The sequence below is a fragment of the Parageobacillus sp. VR-IP genome, from assembly GCF_013357975.1.
Lineage (GTDB): Bacteria > Bacillota > Bacilli > Bacillales > Anoxybacillaceae > Saccharococcus > Saccharococcus caldoxylosilyticus.
Window position 1 is genome coordinate 702,784 of record NZ_JABVYQ010000001.1, and the last position, 17,359, is coordinate 720,142.

A 17,359-nucleotide genomic window follows, 5' to 3' on the forward strand; every position below is an offset into this window, starting at 1 on the left:
AATATTTTGAATAATTTGTATATTTTATCATTTTTGCATATTACCGTCCGCTTCTTGATATGTTATAGTAATGATACTTTAAAGAGATAAAGGGGGTATGGCGCTTGTACATGACGATCGGGGAAGTATTTTCCCAGACGGTGCGGAAATTTCCGAAAAAAGAAGCGGTCGTCGATATCATGAAAGGGCGCCGCTATACGTATGAGCAATGGGAACAGGAAGTAAACCGCCTCGCCAACGCGCTGCTTGAAGCAGGAGTGCAAAAAGGAGACCGGGTATCCACCGTTTTGTACAATACGCTTGAACTTGGGACGGCGTTTTTCGCCTGTGCAAAAATCGGCGCCGTGTTCAACCCGATTAATTTTCGTTTGAAGTCGAAAGAAACCGCTTACATTCTTGAAGATGCGATGCCAAAAGTCGTCTTGTTCGAGAAGGCAGTGGAACCGCAAATGACGGGTATTCATGGTCAATTCCCGCACATTTCGTTTTGGTACATTGACGACGATACACCATCATATGCTGCCAATTACCACGTGCTTGTCAGCAATGCGCAAGCAACCGCTCCTTCGATGGATGTATCAGAAAATGACATTTATGCGATGATGTACACCAGCGGCACGACCGGATGGCCAAAAGGGGTGATGCACCGTCATCGCGATATGATTGAACAGAGCATGATTTGCAATGCGGTCATGAATGATTGAACAGAGCATGATTTGCAATGCGGTCATGAGCATTCGCGATACGGACCGCGGGCTTGTCAGCGCTCCAATGTTTCATTGCGCAGAGCTGCATTGCTGCTTTTTGCCGCGCGTGCATGCCGGTGCGACGAATGTCATTCTTCATCATTTTGACCCGAAGCTTGTCTTAAAAACGATCGAGCAGGAACGAATTACGTTATTGTTTGCCGCGCCAACGATGTGGAATATGCTGTTGCAGGAAAATGTAAGCGATTACGATTTATCCTCGCTCCGTCTCGGATTGTACGGCGCCGCCCCGATGGCTCCGGTTCTTGTGAAAGAATGTCAAGAGAGGCTGGGCATCCAGCTTATTCAAGCGTACGGCATGACGGAAATGGGGCCGGCGGTGACGTTTTTGCTAGAAGATGAACAATTGACAAAAGCCGGTTCGGCCGGCCGCGCCTGCCTGAATCATGAAATTCGCGTCGTCAGGCCGCAGGAAGACGGTCCGTCCGATCCAGATGAAGTGCTGCCGCCAGGGGAAGTCGGCGAGATCATTATGCGTGGTCCGTGCATGATGGTCGGCTATTACAACCGCGAAGAAGCGACGGCAAAGGCGATGTATAAAGGATGGTATCATTCCGGCGACTTAGGCTATATCGATGAAGACGGCTACCTGTATGTCGCAGATCGCGTCGATGACATGATTATTAGCGGCGGCGAAAACATCTACCCGCGCGAAGTGGAAGATGTGCTGTACGAACACCGCGGCGTGCTTGATGTCGCTGTTGTCGGCGAGCCGGATGAAAAGTGGGGCGAAAAAGTCGTGGCGTTTGTTGTCAAAAAAGACCCGGATGTTACCGCAGAGGAGCTGGAGCAATTTTGCAAAAACAGCGACCGCCTCGCTCCTTATAAACGGCCACGCGCCTATTACTTTGTCGATACCCTTCCGCGCAATGCAAGCGGGAAAATTCAAAAATTTTTGCTTCGCAGACAAATGAAAAACGCGGCGAAAAGCGGAAAAGAGGGATGACCAATGACAGCTCGCTACTTACGCGAAGAGCATCAGATTTTCCGGGACGCCTTTCGAAAGTTTTTGGAAAAAGAGGCATATCCATACTATGAAGAATGGGAGAAACGCGGGATCATCCCCCGCTCCTTTTGGGCGAAAATGGGCGAAAACGGCTTTCTGTGTCCATGGGTCGATGAACAGTACGGCGGCTTTAACGCCGATTTCGCCTATTCGGTCGTGATCAATGAAGAGCTAGAAAAAGTTGGATCTAGCATGGTCGGCATCGGCTTGCATAACGATATCGTCGTTCCATACCTTGCCTCTTACGGAACGGAAGAGCAAAAACGAAAGTGGCTGCCAAAATGCGTATCCGGTGAAATCATTACCGCAATCGCGATGACCGAGCCGGGAGCGGGATCGGACTTGGCCGGCATTTCAACAACGGCGGTCAAAGACGGTGATTACTATATCGTCAACGGGCAAAAAACATTTATTACCAACGGCATCCACGCCGATTTAATCATCGTTGCCTGCAAAACCGATCCGAATGCCAAACCGCCGCACCGGGGCATCAGCCTGCTTGTCGTCGAGCGCGATACACCGGGGTTTACGCGCGGCCGCAAGCTTGAAAAAGTCGGGCTGCGCGCGCAAGATACGGCTGAATTGTTTTTTAATGATGCAAAAGTGCCAAAAGAAAACTTGCTTGGTGAAGAAGGAAAAGGCTTTTACTACTTAATGGAAAAGCTCCAGCAAGAGCGGCTGGTGGTGGCAATCGCCGCACAGACGGCGGCGGAAGCGATGTTTGAGCTGACGAAGCAATATGTCATGCAGCGGTCGGCGTTTGGAAAACGCATTAGCGAGTTTCAAACCGTTCAATTCCGCCTTGCCGAAATGGCGACGGAAATTGCTCTCGGACGGACGTTTGTCGACCGTGTCATTGAAGAACATATGCAAGGAAAAAATGTCGTCACACACGTGTCGATGGCGAAATGGTGGATTACGGAAATGGCGAAGCGAGTCGCCGCCGAGAGCATGCAGCTGCACGGTGGCTACGGCTATATGGAAGAATACGAGATTGCCAGACGTTACCGCGACATTCCGGTCAGCGCGATTTATGCCGGAACGAATGAAATGATGAAAACCATCATTGCAAGAAACTTGGATTTATAGAAAGAAGGTGGCTTTGTGTTAAACGGAATTACAGTCATCGATTTTTCCCACTACCTGCCCGGCCCATTTGCCAGCCTTCGCCTTGCTGATTTAGGCGCTGAAGTCATTAAAATCGAACCGCCTGCCGGCGACAGACTGCGCTCGCTTGCCGATGAGTGCGTGTTTCACGCCAATAACGCAGGCAAAAAAAGCATCGCATTAAATTTAAAAAATGAACGGGATCTGCAAACAGCAAAAAGTCTGGTTTCTAAAGCCGATGTTCTTATCGAAAGCTTCCGCCCGGGGGTCATGGAGCGGCTCGGACTGGGATATGACAATGTGCGCGAGTGGAATGACACAATCATTTACTGCTCGATCAGCGGCTTCGGCCAGCATAGCCGGTATGCATCTTTCGGCAGCCACGATCTAAATTATATGGCGCTTACCGGCGTGTTGGCGCAGTTAAAAGATAGACAGGGCCGTCCTGTCCATCCGACGATTACGCTTGCTGATTTAATCGGGAGCATCCATGCTGCCGAACAAATTCTCGCCGCCTTGTTTTACCGCGAGCGAACCGGGAAAGGAACGTACATCGATCTGTCCTTAGTCGATGGCTTGCTGTCGATGATGGCTAACCATTTTGCCATCGAGCATCACACCGGCAGAAAAAACGGCATCAACGAGCTTGCCGGCACGATCGTGTCTTACCAGCTGTATGAGACAAAGGACGGCCGCTACGTCAGCATCGCCGCCTTGGAAAAGCACTTTTGGGAAAACTTTTGCCGCGCCGTCGGCAAGCCGGAATGGATTGCGCATCATTATTCGCCGGCGGACGAAGACAACCGTGTTTATCAAGAAATCGTAAACCTGTTCCGGTCGAAAACGTTGCAAGAATGGCTGGAGTTTAGCCAAACGGTTGATTGCTGCCTTGCGCCCGTACTCGAAACGGATGAGGCGAAAAAACTGTTTGCGGATGACCGTTACCGCAAGATGGTCCACATTACAGACGGGCGCATCGAAGTGGCCACCCGCTACGAGCCAAACACATTGCAAAAACGGAAAAGAGCGCCATTATTGAATGAACATGCAAATCCATTGCGAAATGAAGGAGTGATGAGGAAATGATGAAGACGCAATTGAATATTTCAACGATGTTGGAAAGAGCGGAAACGTTCTTTCCGACAAAACAAGTCGTTTCCCGACTGAAGCACGGCATCGTCCGCCATACATATAAGGAAATTGGCGAACGGACAAGACGGCTTGCCAGCGTCTTGGCCGATTTCGGCGTTTCCGTCGGCGACCGCGTCGGAACTTTTGCCTGGAACCATCACCGCCATTTGGAAGCGTATTTTGCCATCCCGGGCATCGGCGCGGTGCTGCATACGATTAACATCCGCCTCTCGCCTCAGCATATCGCCTATATTATTAACCACGCCGACGACCGCGTGCTGCTTATTGATGATGATTTGCTTCCGGCAATTGAGGCGGTGAAAGACGAGATTCCGAACGTGCGCGCGTTTATCCTGATGACCGACAAAGAAGAGCTTCCGGAAACGAAGCTTTCCCCTGTCTATCATTATGAAAAACTATTGGAGCAAGGAGACCCGTCCTTCCCGTTTAAAAAAGATTTGGATGAATATCAGCCGGCGGGAATGTGCTATACGTCGGCGACAACGGGAAATCCAAAAGGCGTCGTATATACACACCGCAGCACCGTCTTGCATAGCATGGCGCTCGGGCTTGCCGATACGCAGGGGCTTTGCGAGCGCGATGTCGCGATGCCGGTCGTACCGATGTTCCATGCCAATGCATGGGGCTTGCCGTTTGCGGCGACTTGGTTTGGTACTACATTAGTTATGCCTGGACCGGCTTTTACTCCCAAAGTATTGGCAGAATTAATTGAAAGTGAAAAAGTAACCATTGCGGCGGGAGTGCCGACAATTTGGCTCGGCCTTCTGCAAGAGTTAGAGAAAGGCAATTACGATGTAAGCAGCTTGACGCGCGTCATTTGCGGCGGAGCGGCGGCTCCGAAAGGCATCATCCGCGCGTTTGAAGAGAAATATCATATTCCGTTTATTCACGCCTACGGCATGACCGAGACAAGCCCGCTCGTATTAGTATCGCGCCTGAAAAGCTATCAGCAAGACTTATCTTATGAGGAACAATTAGAATTACGTGCAAAACAAGGCATTCTCGTTCCAGGTCTCGAAATGAAAATCGTCGGCAAAGACGGCGAGGTAAACTGGGACGGAAAAGAAATGGGCGAACTATGCTTGCGCGGCCCGTGGATTGCTGCTGAATATTACAATGACGAGCGTACGAAAGAAGCGTTTCGTGACGGATGGCTGCACACAGGCGATGTTGTCACCGTCGATGAAGAAGGGTTTGTCAAAATCGTCGATCGGACAAAAGATGTGATCAAAAGCGGCGGGGAATGGATTTCTTCCGTCGATTTGGAAAACGCGCTTATGGCCCATGAAGCGGTGTTTGAAGCGGCGGTCGTCGCCGTTCCGCATCCGAAATGGCAGGAGCGCCCGATTGCCTGCGTCGTGCTGAAAGAAGGAAAAACAGTCACGAAAGAAGAGCTGTATGACTTTTTGCGGCCGCAGTTTACGAAATGGTGGCTGCCGGACGATATCGTCTTTATGAAAGAAATACCGAAAACGAGCGTCGGAAAATTTTTAAAACGGAAACTGCGTGAAGAGCTGCAAAACTATTATTCTAGTACGAATGCTCAATAATGTGCTATAAACGAGCGATAGACTTGACTTTGAATGGGGGAGATATTATGGCAAAGACGATTGCTGTTGTTGGAGCTGGATTAATGGGAAGCGGCATCGCCCAGTCGCTCGCGATGGCGGGCAAAGAGGTCCGTTTATATGATATTTCCGAGGTGGCCCTTGACAAAGGGCTTGCTTCGATACAAAAAAGCCTTTCCCGGTTTGTAAAAGCGGGAAAATTATCGGAACAGGATGCAAAGCAAACGCTGCAGCGCATTCGTACCGCTACCGGTTTGCAAGAAGCGGTGCAAGATGTGGATGTCGTCATTGAAGCGGTGCCGGAAGATTTAACGTTAAAGAAAGATGTTTTTCAACAGTTAGACCGTTATACGAAACAGGAAGCGATTTTGGCGACGAACACGTCCGAGCTAAGCGTTACGGCGCTTGCTGTGGCGACGGCAAGGCCGGATAAAGTGATCGGCATGCATTGGTTTAACCCTGCGCCGGTAATGAAGCTCATTGAAATCGTCAAAGGCGAGACGACATCCGATGATACGGTGGCGGCGATTCAGCGCCTGTCCGAAGAAATTGGCAAAGAAACGGTCATCGTCAAAGACCGGCAAGGATTTGTCACGACAAGGGCGATTGCCGCGCATATGATCGAATGCATCCGCATGTATGAGGAAGGGATCGCTTCTGCTGAAGATATCGACAAAGCGGTCCGCCTCGGTTTGAATTATCCGATGGGGCCGTTAGAGCTTGCTGATATGGTCGGACTGGACACGATGCTGTTTGTCAGCGAAAACTTAACGGAAGCATACGGGGACCGTTTCCGGGCGCCACAGCTGCTGCGCAAGCTAGTTGAAGCAGGATATTTAGGAAGGAAAACAGGAAGAGGATTTTATACGTACAATGAATAGACGCGAGGGGGGAAAGACGATGAGAGAAGTGGTGATTGTCGAAGCGGTGCGCACGCCGGTCGGCAAACGCAACGGCGTGTTCCGCAACGTCCATCCTGTCCATTTAGCGGCGACGGTACTCGATGAAGTAGTGAAAAGAGCAGGAGTAGAAAAACGGTTAGTCGAAGACATCGTCATGGGCTGTGTGACGCCGATTGCCGAGCAAGGCTACAACATCGGCCGGCTCGCTGCGCTCGAGGCAGGATTTCCCGTCGAAGTGCCGGCGGTGCAAATCAATCGGATGTGCGGATCAGGACAGCAGGCCATTCATTTCGCTGCTCAGGAAATTCGCTCGGGCGACATGGACATTACGATTGCCGCCGGAGTCGAAAGCATGACGAAGGTGCCGATTTTAAGCGACGGCAACGAACATACGATTCCGCCATCGCTCCATGAAAAATACGAATTTGTCCATCAGGGCGTTTCTGCCGAGCTAATCGCGGAAAAGTATGGTTTAACGCGCGAACAGCTTGACGCCTACGCGTACGAAAGCCATCAGCGCGCCCTTCGCGCCCAGCAGGATGGAATATTTGACAAAGAAATCGTGCCGGTAAAAGGACTCGATAAGGAAGGAAACGAAATCATCGTCACCAAAGATGAAGGGCCGCGTCCGGATACATCCCCGGAAGCGCTTGCTTCCTTGAAGCCCGTTTTCCGGGAAAACGGCAAAATTACCGCCGGCAATGCGAGCCAAATGAGTGACGGAGCGGCAGCGGTGTTATTGATGGAAAAGGAGGTGGCTCAAAAGCTTGGTGTAACGCCAAAAGCGCGCATCGTCGTGCAGACGGTCGTCGGCTCCGACCCGACCTATATGCTTGACGGCGTGATTCCGGCGACAAAAAAGGTGCTTGAAAAGGCAGGATTAACGATTGAGGATATCGATTTAATTGAAATTAACGAAGCATTTGCCCCTGTTGTATTGGCATGGCAAAAAGAAATCGGCGCGCCACTCTCTAAAGTAAACGTCAATGGCGGCGCCATTGCGCTCGGCCATCCGCTAGGGGCGACAGGGGCAAAATTAATGACTTCGCTCGTTTACGAACTGGCGCGGCGCAATGGCCGATATGGACTATTGACGATTTGCATCGGCCATGGGATGGCGACGGCGACGATTATCGAACGGCTGTAACGAAAAAACCGGCGTGCATCATACGCCGGTTTTTTGAGGTTGATCGACAGCCTGATTCCTTAGCGAACGGTGCGGCAGTTGCCAATGGTACGTATACGATAAAATCCTTAATAGCGCGACGACAGCAAACAATAGATAAAGCCCAAAAGGGGTGGACACCAATTTTGTGCCAACCGCGACGCCGGCGACAATCGCCCATACCGCATAGATTTCCGCGCGCAGCACAAGCGGCTTTCGGCCGGCAAGAATGTCGCGGACAATGCCGCCGCCGCTTCCGGTCAGCACGGCGGCAACAATGACCGCACTTAACGGGTGATTCATTTTAACAGCGTACAGCGCGCCTTGAATGGCAAATGCGGAAAGGCCGAGCGCATCAAAAAAGTTTCCCCACCGTTTCCAATGGAGCAATGTTTTTTGCGGAAATAAATAAACGACTGTCATGGCGATCAAGGCGATGACAAATAAAAATCCTTGTTCCCATAAAGCAGAGACGGGAACGCCGATGAGCAAATTGCGGATCGCGCCGCCGCCAAACGCGGTGACAATGCCTAAAATATAAACGCCAAGTATATCATATTCTTCTTCCATTGCAACAATCGCGCCGCTGATCGCAAACGCAATCGTGCCGATGATGCTTAACACTTCCCATGTCATCTATGCATCCCTTTCCTTCCTGTCATACGGTAACATTGTATGGCGAAGGGAGCGGAAAATCAATAGCTGGAACAAGAATGTTTGTTGCAAAGGCCGTAGCGATTTTACCGCAGATTTGCTATGATGGAGACAGACTCAGTCATGCTGCTGGAAAGAAGGTGCCTAATTGAGCGAACGGGAGAAAGCGATTTTAGTCGGATGCCAGCTTCCTCATATCGATGATGAGCGGTTTTTTTATTCGATGGAAGAATTGGCATCGCTCGTGCATACGGCAAACGGAGAAGTGGTTGCGACGGTGACGCAGAAACGGGAAGCGATCCATCCGGCCACCTATATCGGAAAAGGAAAAGTAGAAGAACTTGTACATCTTGTCGAGCAAACGGAAGCGGATCTCGTTATTTTTAACGATGAACTGTCGCCAAGCCAAAACCGCAACTTGGCGAGACAGCTGGCGGTGCGCATTATTGACCGGACCCAGCTTATTTTAGATATATTCGCCCAGCGCGCCCGGTCGAAAGAAGGAAAACTGCAAGTAGAGCTGGCGCAATTGCAATATTTATTGCCGCGTTTAGGCGGACAAGGGACAGCGTTGTCCCGCCTTGGCGGCGGAATCGGCACGAGGGGGCCGGGGGAAACGAAGCTAGAAACGGATCGCCGCCATATTTACCGGCGCATCGATGAGATTAAAACACAATTGAAACTGGTAGCCGAACATCGCGAGCGCTATCGGGAGCGCCGCAAAAAAAATCGCGCTTTTCAAATTTCTCTTGTCGGTTATACGAATGCAGGAAAATCAACGTTGTTTAATCGTTTGACCGCTGCCGATTCGTTCGAAGAAAATTTATTGTTTGCCACCCTTGATCCGCTGACGCGCAGGCTCATTCTTCCGAGCGGCTATACGGTGCTCTTAACCGATACGGTCGGTTTTATTCAAGATTTGCCGACGACGTTAGTCGCGGCGTTTCGTTCGACGCTGGAAGAAGTAAAAGAAGCGGATCTAATTTTGCATATCGTTGATTCCTCCAACCCGGATTATTATCATCATGAACAGACGGTTTACAATCTGCTCGATGAGCTTGGTGTGGCGTCTATTCCTATTGTGACTATTTATAATAAGCAGGATATCCGCCATCCTCATTTTGTGCCAAGCACGGAAACGGAAGCGATGATGGTGAGCGCATTTTGCGCCGATGATATTCGGCGCCTGCGGCAGTTTATCGAAGAGATGGTCAAGAAACAGATGGTCGGCTATTACGTATCGATCCCGGATGATGAAGGAAAATTGCTGGCTCAGTTGAAATCAGAAACGATTTTGCACGAATTGCACTATAATGAAGAAAGCGGCATGTATGAATGCAAAGGGTATGTCATGCCAAAACATCCGCTATACGGACAGTTGCGTCAATTTCAAAAATAGAAAGGGTCATCGTATGTTTACACAGCTGCGACATGGAGAAAAAATTGCTGCACTAGTAAAAGAAGTGGAAGCGCAAATTGCTCCGATTCATCAAAAAATTGACGAACGCATTGATGTGAATCAATATCGCGTGTTAGACAGCTTTCGCCGCCATCAGGTCAGCGACAGCCATTTTATTCCGTCTACCGGATATGGTTATGATGACATCGGCCGCGATACACTGGGGCAAATTTATGCCGATGTATTCGGCGGCGAAGCAGGCATTGTCCGCCCGCAAATCATCTCTGGGACGCATGCGATTACAATCGCATTATTTGGCATTTTGCGTCCGGGAGATGAGTTATTGTACATTACTGGAAACCCATATGATACGCTCGAAGAAATCACCGGCATCCGCGGCAGCGGCAGCGGCTCGCTAAAAGAATTTCAGATCAGTTACCAAAGCGTGCCGCTCACCCCGGAAGGGAAGGTGGATTTCGCTGCCGTCAAAGCGGCCATCCATGAGCGGACAAAAATGATCGGCATTCAGCGTTCAAGAGGCTATGCGACAAGACCATCCTTTACGATTGAAGAAATTCGCGAAATGATTTCTTTTGTCAAAACCGTGAAGCCCGATGTCGTCGTTTTCGTTGACAATTGCTACGGAGAATTTGTCGAAGAAAAAGAACCGTGCCATGTCGGCGCCGATTTAATCGCCGGCTCTCTCATTAAAAATCCCGGCGGGGGGCTTGCGAAAACAGGTGGTTATATTGTCGGGAAAAAACAATATGTAGAGGCCTGTTCGTACCGCATGACTTCACCGGGGATCGGTGCGGAGGCGGGACCGGCGTTATATAGCCTGCATGAAATGTATCAAGGCTTTTTCCTAGCGCCGCATATCGTCGGCCAGGCGCTAAAAGGGGCGGTTTTCACGGCTGCGATGTTAGAACGGATCGGTCTAAACACGGATCCTTCCTGGGATGCGGAGCGCACCGATTTAGTGCAATCTGTCCAGTTTGACGATCCAGAGCAAATGATCGCTTTTTGCCAGGCGATTCAATTTTCCTCTCCGGTTAATGCCCACTTCACCCCGTACCCAAGCTATATGCCTGGCTACGAGGATGATGTGATTATGGCAGCAGGAACCTTTGTCCAAGGAGCGAGCATTGAATTAACGGCGGACGGGCCGATCCGCCCGCCGTATGTGGCTTACGTACAAGGAGGATTAACATATTCCCATGTAAAAATCGCGATTTGTTCGGCGATTGACCAATTAATCGAAAAGCAATTAATTCGTTTGTAAGGAAATCTAACATTTTGTTGACACATTTTCTGACAGGTTGTAAAATGAAACTATCATAAGCGAGGAGGAATTGGCATGAATAGCAACATCCGTCGTTCCATGCCATTGTTTCCGATTGGGATTGTGATGCAATTGACCGAATTGTCCGCCCGCCAAATCCGTTATTATGAAGAGCATGGCCTCGTTTCTCCAGCACGAACCGAGGGAAACCGCCGCTTGTTTTCCCTCAACGATATCGATCGCCTTCTTGAAATCAAAGATTTGATTGATCAAGGAGTTAACTTGGCCGGCATTAAGCAAATTTTTGCGTCGCGGCAGGCCGATCGCAAAGAGCAGCCAGAAAAAGTGGAAAAAGTCGTGAAACAGAAGCTATCGGACGAGGAGCTGCGCGAAATTTTACGAACGGAGCTGCTGCAGGCGGGACGTTTCCAACGTGCATCACTTCGCCAAGGAGATCTCGCTCGCTTCTTTCATTAATGATCGTTGTCAGTAAAAAATTGGGAGCCGGGGAGGAGTTTCAAAATGGCAAAATATACAAGAGAAGACATTATGCGCATTGTCAAGGAAGAAAACGTCAAGTATATCCGCCTGCAATTTACCGATATTCTTGGCACGATTAAAAATGTCGAAATTCCAATCAGCCAGCTAGAGAAAGCGCTAGACAATAAAATGATGTTCGATGGTTCTTCGATTGAAGGATTTGTCCGCATCGAAGAATCGGATATGTATTTATACCCTGATTTGGATACGTTTGTCATTTTCCCGTGGACGGCGGAAAAAGGAAAAGTAGCCCGCTTTATTTGCGACATTTATAATGCAGACGGCACACCGTTTGAAGGATGTCCGCGCTATAACTTAAAGCGGGTGTTAAAAGAAATGGAAGCGCTCGGCTTTACTTCGTTCAACCTGGGCGCAGAGCCGGAGTTTTTCCTATTTAAATTAGATGAAAATGGGCGCCCTACGTTGGAATTAAATGACCAAGGCGGCTATTTCGATTTAGCGCCGACGGACTTAGGGGAAAACTGCCGGCGCGATATCGTGCTTGAACTTGAGGAAATGGGATTTGAAATTGAAGCTTCCCACCATGAAGTGGCGCCTGGCCAGCATGAAATTGATTTCAAATACGCCCATGCGGTGAAAGCGTGCGACGACATTCAAACATTTAAGCTTGTTGTCAAAACGATCGCCCGTAAACACGGCCTTCACGCCACATTTATGCCAAAACCGATCTTCGGCATTAACGGGTCTGGGATGCATTGCAATCTATCCTTGTTTAGAAATAATGAAAATGCGTTCTTTGATCCAAATGCGGATTTGCAATTAAGCGAAACAGCGCTGCAATTTATTGCCGGCGTGCTGAAACACGCACCAAGCTTTACGGCGGTAACGAACCCGACTGTCAACTCCTACAAACGTCTCGTTCCTGGCTATGAAGCGCCATGTTATGTAGCCTGGTCCGCCCGCAACCGCAGCCCGCTCATCCGCATTCCAGCTTCACGCGGCATGAGCACGCGCATTGAGGTGCGCAGCGTCGACCCGGCAGCCAATCCGTATTTGGCGATGGCCGTATTATTGGCAGCGGGCTTAGATGGAATCAAAAACAAGCTGACTCCACCGGCTCCGGTCGATCGCAACATTTACGTCATGACGAAAGAAGAGCGCTTAGAAGAAGGAATCGTCGACCTGCCAGCGACATTGGCGGAAGCGCTCGAAAACTTAAAGTCGGATGAAGTCATTGTACAAGCGCTCGGAAAACATTTATTCGAACATTTCGTCGAAGCGAAAGAAATCGAATGGGATATGTTCCGCACCGCGGTCCATCAGTGGGAACGCGATCAATATATGGAACTGTATTAAAAACGAAGAGGCTGTCTCATGAGGATGAGACAGCCTTTTTATCATGTGTTCAAGCAGAGAACTCTCCATCTGGCTTCGTTTTCTATTCTATTTCAATGAATAATGCGATAGACGCCGATCACTTTGCCGAGAATGGTGCAATTGCGGACGATAATTGGCTCTAAATTCGAATTTTCCGGCTGCAGGCGAATATGGTCTTTTTCTTTAAAAAAGCGCTTGACGGTTGCCTCATTATCCTCAGTCATCGCCACGACGATATCCCCATTATCGGCGGAAGACTGCTGGCGCACAATCACGTAGTCGCCATCCAAAATCCCAGCCTCAATCATGCTGTCGCCCATCACTTCAAGCATAAAAACTTGATCTTCCGAGGAAACGAGCCGTTTTGGCAGCGGAAAATAATCTTCGATGTTTTCAACCGCGGTAATTGGCTGTCCGGCCGTCACTTTTCCGATCATAGGCACGGAGACGACATCTTCTTTTTCCTTCGACGCGGTGAAATCGGCATCCAATATTTCAATCGCGCGCGGTTTCGTTGGGTCGCGGCGAATGTATCCTTTGCTTTCGAGCCGCGCTAGATGCCCATGGACGGTAGAGCTCGAAGCAAGCCCGACCGCTTCGCCAATTTCCCGGACGGAAGGAGGATATCCTTTTGTTTTTACCTCTTTTTTAATGAAATCTAAAATTTGCTGCTGCCGTTTTGATAGTTTCGTCATCCTATACACCTCTTGCCACATCATTTGCTTACATTATAACACGGCGATAGGGAAAAAACAAACATAAGTTCGAGATTTATATTGACACAAACAAATGTTCTTTATTATAATGAGGACAAATACGAACAAACATTCTCAAGGGGTGGGAAATATGAAGCGGATGATGGTGCATTATCTCCTCTTTTCTTCGATGCTGTTTATGGTGGTTGGAGCGCTGTTTTACGCAAACAAACCGGTGGAAAAAGATCAATATATGGAAATCACCGTTGCTTCTGGAGACACGCTTTGGAAACTGGCGAAAGAATATGAAGATCAACATCGGCTTTCCACCGAGGAATTCATCAACTGGGTTGTCGACGTTAACCACCTATCCGGCCAGCGGATTATTGCCGGTGAAAAAATTGTCATTCCTGTGTTAAAATCAGAGGAAGATAGACAGCTGGCTGTCAACCAATAATATGAAAAGAGGATGGTATCGCATGAAAGCGATTATTTACTGCCGCGTCAGCACCGAAAAAGAAGAGCAGGAAACGTCGCTCGAACGGCAGAAGGAAGAGCTTGAACAGCTTGCGAAGAAGCACGGCTTTGAAGTAGCGAAAGTGATTATGGAGCAGGCGAGCGGCTATGAAGTGGACAGAGAAGGCGTGTTTGAGCTGTTTTCAGCATTAAAAGAACAAGAGATTGATGCTCTTTTAGTTCAAGATGAAACAAGGCTGGGGCGCGGCCATGCGCGAATAGCCCTGCTTCATTGCATCCAAAAAGAAGGGGTAAAAATATATACCATCGCCCATAACGGTGAAATGCAGCTGTCGGAAGCGGATGAGATGGTGCTGAACATTATTAGCATTGTTGAAGAATATCAACGGAAAATACATAATTTAAAAATTAAGCGCGGGATGAAGCGGGCGGTGGAGCGAGGCTACCGTCCCGAACGAAATTTAAAACATATGGGAGAAAACGCTGGACGGGAACGAATAGATCTTCCTGTCGAAGAAATCGTCCGCTTGCGCCACAGCGGTTTGACGTTTGCCGAAATCGCCGCCACGTTGCGCGGCTTTGGCTATCACGTATCAAAAGCGACCGTCCATCGCCGCTATCGGGAATATGTCGATGAGCATGCTTCGCCGCATAAAAGATAGCTTTGCCCTGTTGTGGGCGGAACGGTATACGCGGCTATTACCTCTTTCATTTTGCCATATAGTGCAGGCGCCTTTTACAGCTTGCGGACGAAAAAGCAGGACCGTTGCAATTTTTCTTTTTGTCCTATAAGATGGGAGCGTAACAACAATAGGAAACGTAGGTGGAGGCAGTCATGTTATCGAAACAAAAAATCGCGCGAATTAATGAATTGGCGAAAAAGGCAAAAACGGCTGGTTTGACGGCAGACGAAGCGTTGGAACAGCAGCAGCTTCGCCAAGAATATATTCAGGTGTTTCGTGAAACGATGGTTCATATGCTTCATTCGGTCACGGTCATCGACCCTAACGGCAATGATGTCACGCCGAAAAAGTTAAAAGAAAGCCAAAAGAAGCGGATGAATTAATATTGTTGGAAAAAGAAAGCATGCTATAAAAAGATGCTTTCTTTTTCTGTTTTATGCGCCACTTAATATTGTACATCTGGAGCAATTTTCTATATGATAGAATTGAAACTATGTTGATGAAAGGATGGAAAGATATGCCGCATACGATCGAGGAACTAGCGATTACAACGATCCGTACTTTGTCCATCGACGCGATCGAAAAGGCAAAATCCGGGCATCCGGGAATGCCGATGGGTGCCGCCCCGATGGCGTATACGCTGTGGACGAAATTTATGAATCATAATCCGAGCAACCCGAAATGGTTTAACCGCGACCGTTTTGTTTTATCGGCGGGCCATGGCTCGATGCTGCTATACAGCTTGCTTCATTTAAGCGGTTACGACGTTTCTATGGAAGATATTCAACAATTCCGCCAATGGGGCAGTAAAACGCCGGGACATCCGGAATACGGACATACGCCGGGAGTGGAGGCAACGACTGGTCCGCTTGGCCAAGGGATTGCGATGGCCGTTGGCATGGCGATGGCGGAGCGTCATTTGGCAGCTACATATAACCGCGAAGGTTTTGAAATTGTTAACCACTACACATATGCAATTTGCGGCGACGGCGATCTAATGGAAGGGGTCGCTTCCGAAGCAGCGTCATTAGCGGGACATTTAAAACTTGGCCGCTTGATTGTTCTGTACGATTCGAACGATATTTCGCTTGATGGTGAATTACGTCTTTCCTTCTCCGAAAATGTACAGCAGCGCTTTCAAGCATATGGCTGGCAATATTTGCGCGTCGAAGACGGCAATGATATCGAAGAAATTGCAAAAGCGCTGGAAGAAGCGAGAGCAGATACAACCCGTCCGACGCTGATTGAAGTGAAAACGACGATCGGTTACGGCGCGCCAAATAAAGCAGGAACTTCCAATGTGCACGGCGCACCGCTTGGAGCCGAAGAGGCAAAACTGACAAAAGAAGCATATCAATGGACCTTTGCCGAAGATTTTTATGTGCCGCAAGAAGTATACGACCATTTCCGCGAAGTGGTCAAGGAAGCAGGCGAGAAAAAAGAAGCGGAATGGAATGAGCTGTTTGCTGCGTATGAGAAAGCATATCCGGATTTAGCGAACCAATTGAAATTGGCGATCAATGGCGAACTTCCAGAAGAATGGGAAAAATCGCTTCCAGTGTATGAAGAAGGAAAAAGCTTGGCAACGCGCGCCGCTTCCGGGGAAGTGATCAATGCGATTGCAAAAGCGGTTCCGCAACTATTTGGCGGTTCGGCTGACTTGGCTAGCTCCAACAAAACATTAATGAAAGGCGCGGGCAACTTTTTGCCGGAAAGCTATGACGGCCGCAACATTTGGTTTGGTGTGCGCGAATTTGCGATGGGCGCTGCTTTAAACGGAATGGCGCTGCACGGCGGTCTGAAAGTATTCGGCGGTACGTTCTTTGTGTTCTCCGATTACTTGCGTCCTGCCATCCGCCTCGCTGCCTTAATGGGCTTGCCGGTTACGTACGTGCTGACGCATGACAGCATTGCCGTTGGCGAAGATGGCCCGACACACGAGCCGGTCGAACATTTGGCGTCATTAAGAGCAATGCCGAATTTATCGGTTATTCGTCCGGCTGACGCGAATGAAACGGCGGCGGCATGGCGGCTGGCGCTGGAAGCAACCGATCATCCTACCGCACTGGTATTGACGCGGCAAAACGTGCCGACGCTGCCGAATACGGCAGAGCGGGCGTATGAAGGCGTGAAAAAAGGGGCATATGTGGTAGCGGAGGCGAAAAACGGCCAGCCGGAAGCGCTGCTGCTCGCATCCGGATCGGAAGTAAGCCTTGCCGTCAAAGCGCAAGCAGCACTGGCCGAAGAAGGCATTCACGTTTCCGTCATCAGCATGCCTTCCTGGGATCGCTTTGAAAAGCAGTCTGCCGATTATAAAGAACAAGTGCTGCCGCGCGCGGTGAAAAAACGGTTGGCGATCGAAATGGCCGCGTCGCTCGGCTGGGAGCGCTACGTCGGCGAGGAAGGCGATATTTTAGCGATTGACCGCTTCGGCGCTTCAGCACCAGGGGAGAAAATTATGGAAGAGTACGGATTTACGGTCGAGAATGTTGTAAAACGGGTCAAAGCATTGCTTGGCAAATAGCAAAAGAAAGCTGTCTTCGCCTTTGGGACGGAGACAGCTTTTGTTATGCAAAAAATCGACAATGTTAGTGGAAAAATTTTTCGTTAATAGACATATTTTT

Annotated in this window: 15 protein-coding genes and 1 pseudogene; 14 read left to right on the plus strand and 2 right to left on the minus strand. The window is 49.3% G+C overall.

The features are described 5' to 3' along the window. The first annotated feature begins 104 nt into the window (after window positions 1–104). From HT574_RS03685 to HT574_RS03710, 6 genes and pseudogenes are all read left to right on the plus strand, one after another. Window positions 105–1,713, plus strand: a pseudogene (locus tag HT574_RS03685) (fatty acid--CoA ligase). 3 nt (window positions 1,714–1,716) lie between these two features. Continuing rightward, window positions 1,717–2,862, plus strand: a complete 1,146-nt coding sequence (locus HT574_RS03690) for an acyl-CoA dehydrogenase family protein (protein ID WP_175243499.1) — start codon at window positions 1,717–1,719, stop codon at window positions 2,860–2,862. A 15-nt stretch (window positions 2,863–2,877) separates the two neighbouring features. Then, entirely contained in the window at window positions 2,878–3,966 is a 1,089-nt protein-coding gene (locus HT574_RS03695; RefSeq protein WP_175243500.1) for a CaiB/BaiF CoA transferase family protein, read from the plus strand. Continuing rightward, window positions 3,963–5,582 carry a long-chain fatty acid--CoA ligase gene (locus HT574_RS03700; protein ID WP_175243501.1) on the plus strand — a complete coding sequence of 540 codons (1,620 nt, stop codon included), beginning with the start codon at window positions 3,963–3,965 and terminating at the stop codon, window positions 5,580–5,582. Before HT574_RS03695 ends, HT574_RS03700 begins: the two co-directional genes overlap by 4 nt. A 47-nt stretch (window positions 5,583–5,629) precedes the next feature. Beyond that, a complete protein-coding gene (locus HT574_RS03705) occupies window positions 5,630–6,481 on the plus strand; it encodes a 3-hydroxyacyl-CoA dehydrogenase family protein (protein ID WP_175243502.1) in 852 nt (283 codons plus the stop codon). A 19-nt stretch (window positions 6,482–6,500) separates the two neighbouring features. Further along, complete coding sequence (locus HT574_RS03710; protein WP_042410813.1) at window positions 6,501–7,649, plus strand: thiolase family protein; 1,149 nt, start codon at window positions 6,501–6,503, stop codon at window positions 7,647–7,649. Window positions 7,650–7,667: 18 nt separating this feature from the next. Here the strand turns inward: HT574_RS03710 and HT574_RS03715 are convergent, their stop codons facing one another. Beyond that, window positions 7,668–8,303, minus strand: a complete 636-nt coding sequence (locus HT574_RS03715) for a trimeric intracellular cation channel family protein (protein ID WP_175243503.1) — start codon at window positions 8,301–8,303, stop codon at window positions 7,668–7,670. 166 nt (window positions 8,304–8,469) lie between these two features. On the opposite strand from HT574_RS03715, the gene hflX reads away from it, so the two are divergent. The 4 genes from hflX (at window position 8,470) to glnA (ending at window position 12,859) form a co-directional block, all read left to right on the plus strand. After that, complete coding sequence (gene hflX, locus HT574_RS03720; RefSeq protein WP_175243504.1) at window positions 8,470–9,720, plus strand: GTPase HflX; 1,251 nt, start codon at window positions 8,470–8,472, stop codon at window positions 9,718–9,720. 13 nt (window positions 9,721–9,733) lie between these two features. Beyond that, a complete protein-coding gene (locus HT574_RS03725; protein WP_175243505.1) occupies window positions 9,734–11,002 on the plus strand; it encodes a methionine gamma-lyase family protein in 1,269 nt (422 codons plus the stop codon). Between the two features lie 75 nt (window positions 11,003–11,077). Beyond that, window positions 11,078–11,479: a MerR family transcriptional regulator gene (locus HT574_RS03730; RefSeq protein WP_017435026.1), complete on the plus strand. Its 402-nt coding sequence runs from the start codon at window positions 11,078–11,080 to the stop codon at window positions 11,477–11,479. Window positions 11,480–11,524: 45 nt separating this feature from the next. Beyond that, window positions 11,525–12,859 carry a type I glutamate--ammonia ligase gene (glnA, locus tag HT574_RS03735; protein ID WP_175243506.1) on the plus strand — a complete coding sequence of 445 codons (1,335 nt, stop codon included), beginning with the start codon at window positions 11,525–11,527 and terminating at the stop codon, window positions 12,857–12,859. Between the two features lie 92 nt (window positions 12,860–12,951). Here glnA and lexA read toward each other — a convergent pair whose 3' ends face one another. Continuing rightward, on the minus strand, window positions 12,952–13,575 hold the full coding sequence (gene lexA, locus HT574_RS03740) for a transcriptional repressor LexA (protein ID WP_175243507.1): 624 nt from the start codon (window positions 13,573–13,575) through the stop codon (window positions 12,952–12,954). 151 nt (window positions 13,576–13,726) lie between these two features. Here lexA and yneA point away from each other — a divergent pair, with 151 nt between their 5' ends. From yneA to tkt, 4 genes are all read left to right on the plus strand, one after another. Next, window positions 13,727–14,032, plus strand: a complete 306-nt coding sequence (yneA, locus tag HT574_RS03745; RefSeq protein WP_175243508.1) for a cell division suppressor protein YneA — start codon at window positions 13,727–13,729, stop codon at window positions 14,030–14,032. A gap of 22 nt (window positions 14,033–14,054) precedes the next feature. Beyond that, the gene (locus tag HT574_RS03750) at window positions 14,055–14,714 is read left to right on the plus strand and encodes a YneB family resolvase-like protein (protein WP_175243509.1); all 660 of its coding nucleotides are present in this window, start codon (window positions 14,055–14,057) and stop codon (window positions 14,712–14,714) included. A 173-nt stretch (window positions 14,715–14,887) separates the two neighbouring features. Then, complete coding sequence (locus HT574_RS03755; protein ID WP_017435021.1) at window positions 14,888–15,118, plus strand: DUF896 domain-containing protein; 231 nt, start codon at window positions 14,888–14,890, stop codon at window positions 15,116–15,118. Between the two features lie 134 nt (window positions 15,119–15,252). Further along, on the plus strand, window positions 15,253–17,259 hold the full coding sequence (gene tkt / locus HT574_RS03760; RefSeq protein ID WP_175243510.1) for a transketolase: 2,007 nt from the start codon (window positions 15,253–15,255) through the stop codon (window positions 17,257–17,259). Window positions 17,260–17,359 lie beyond the last annotated feature (100 nt).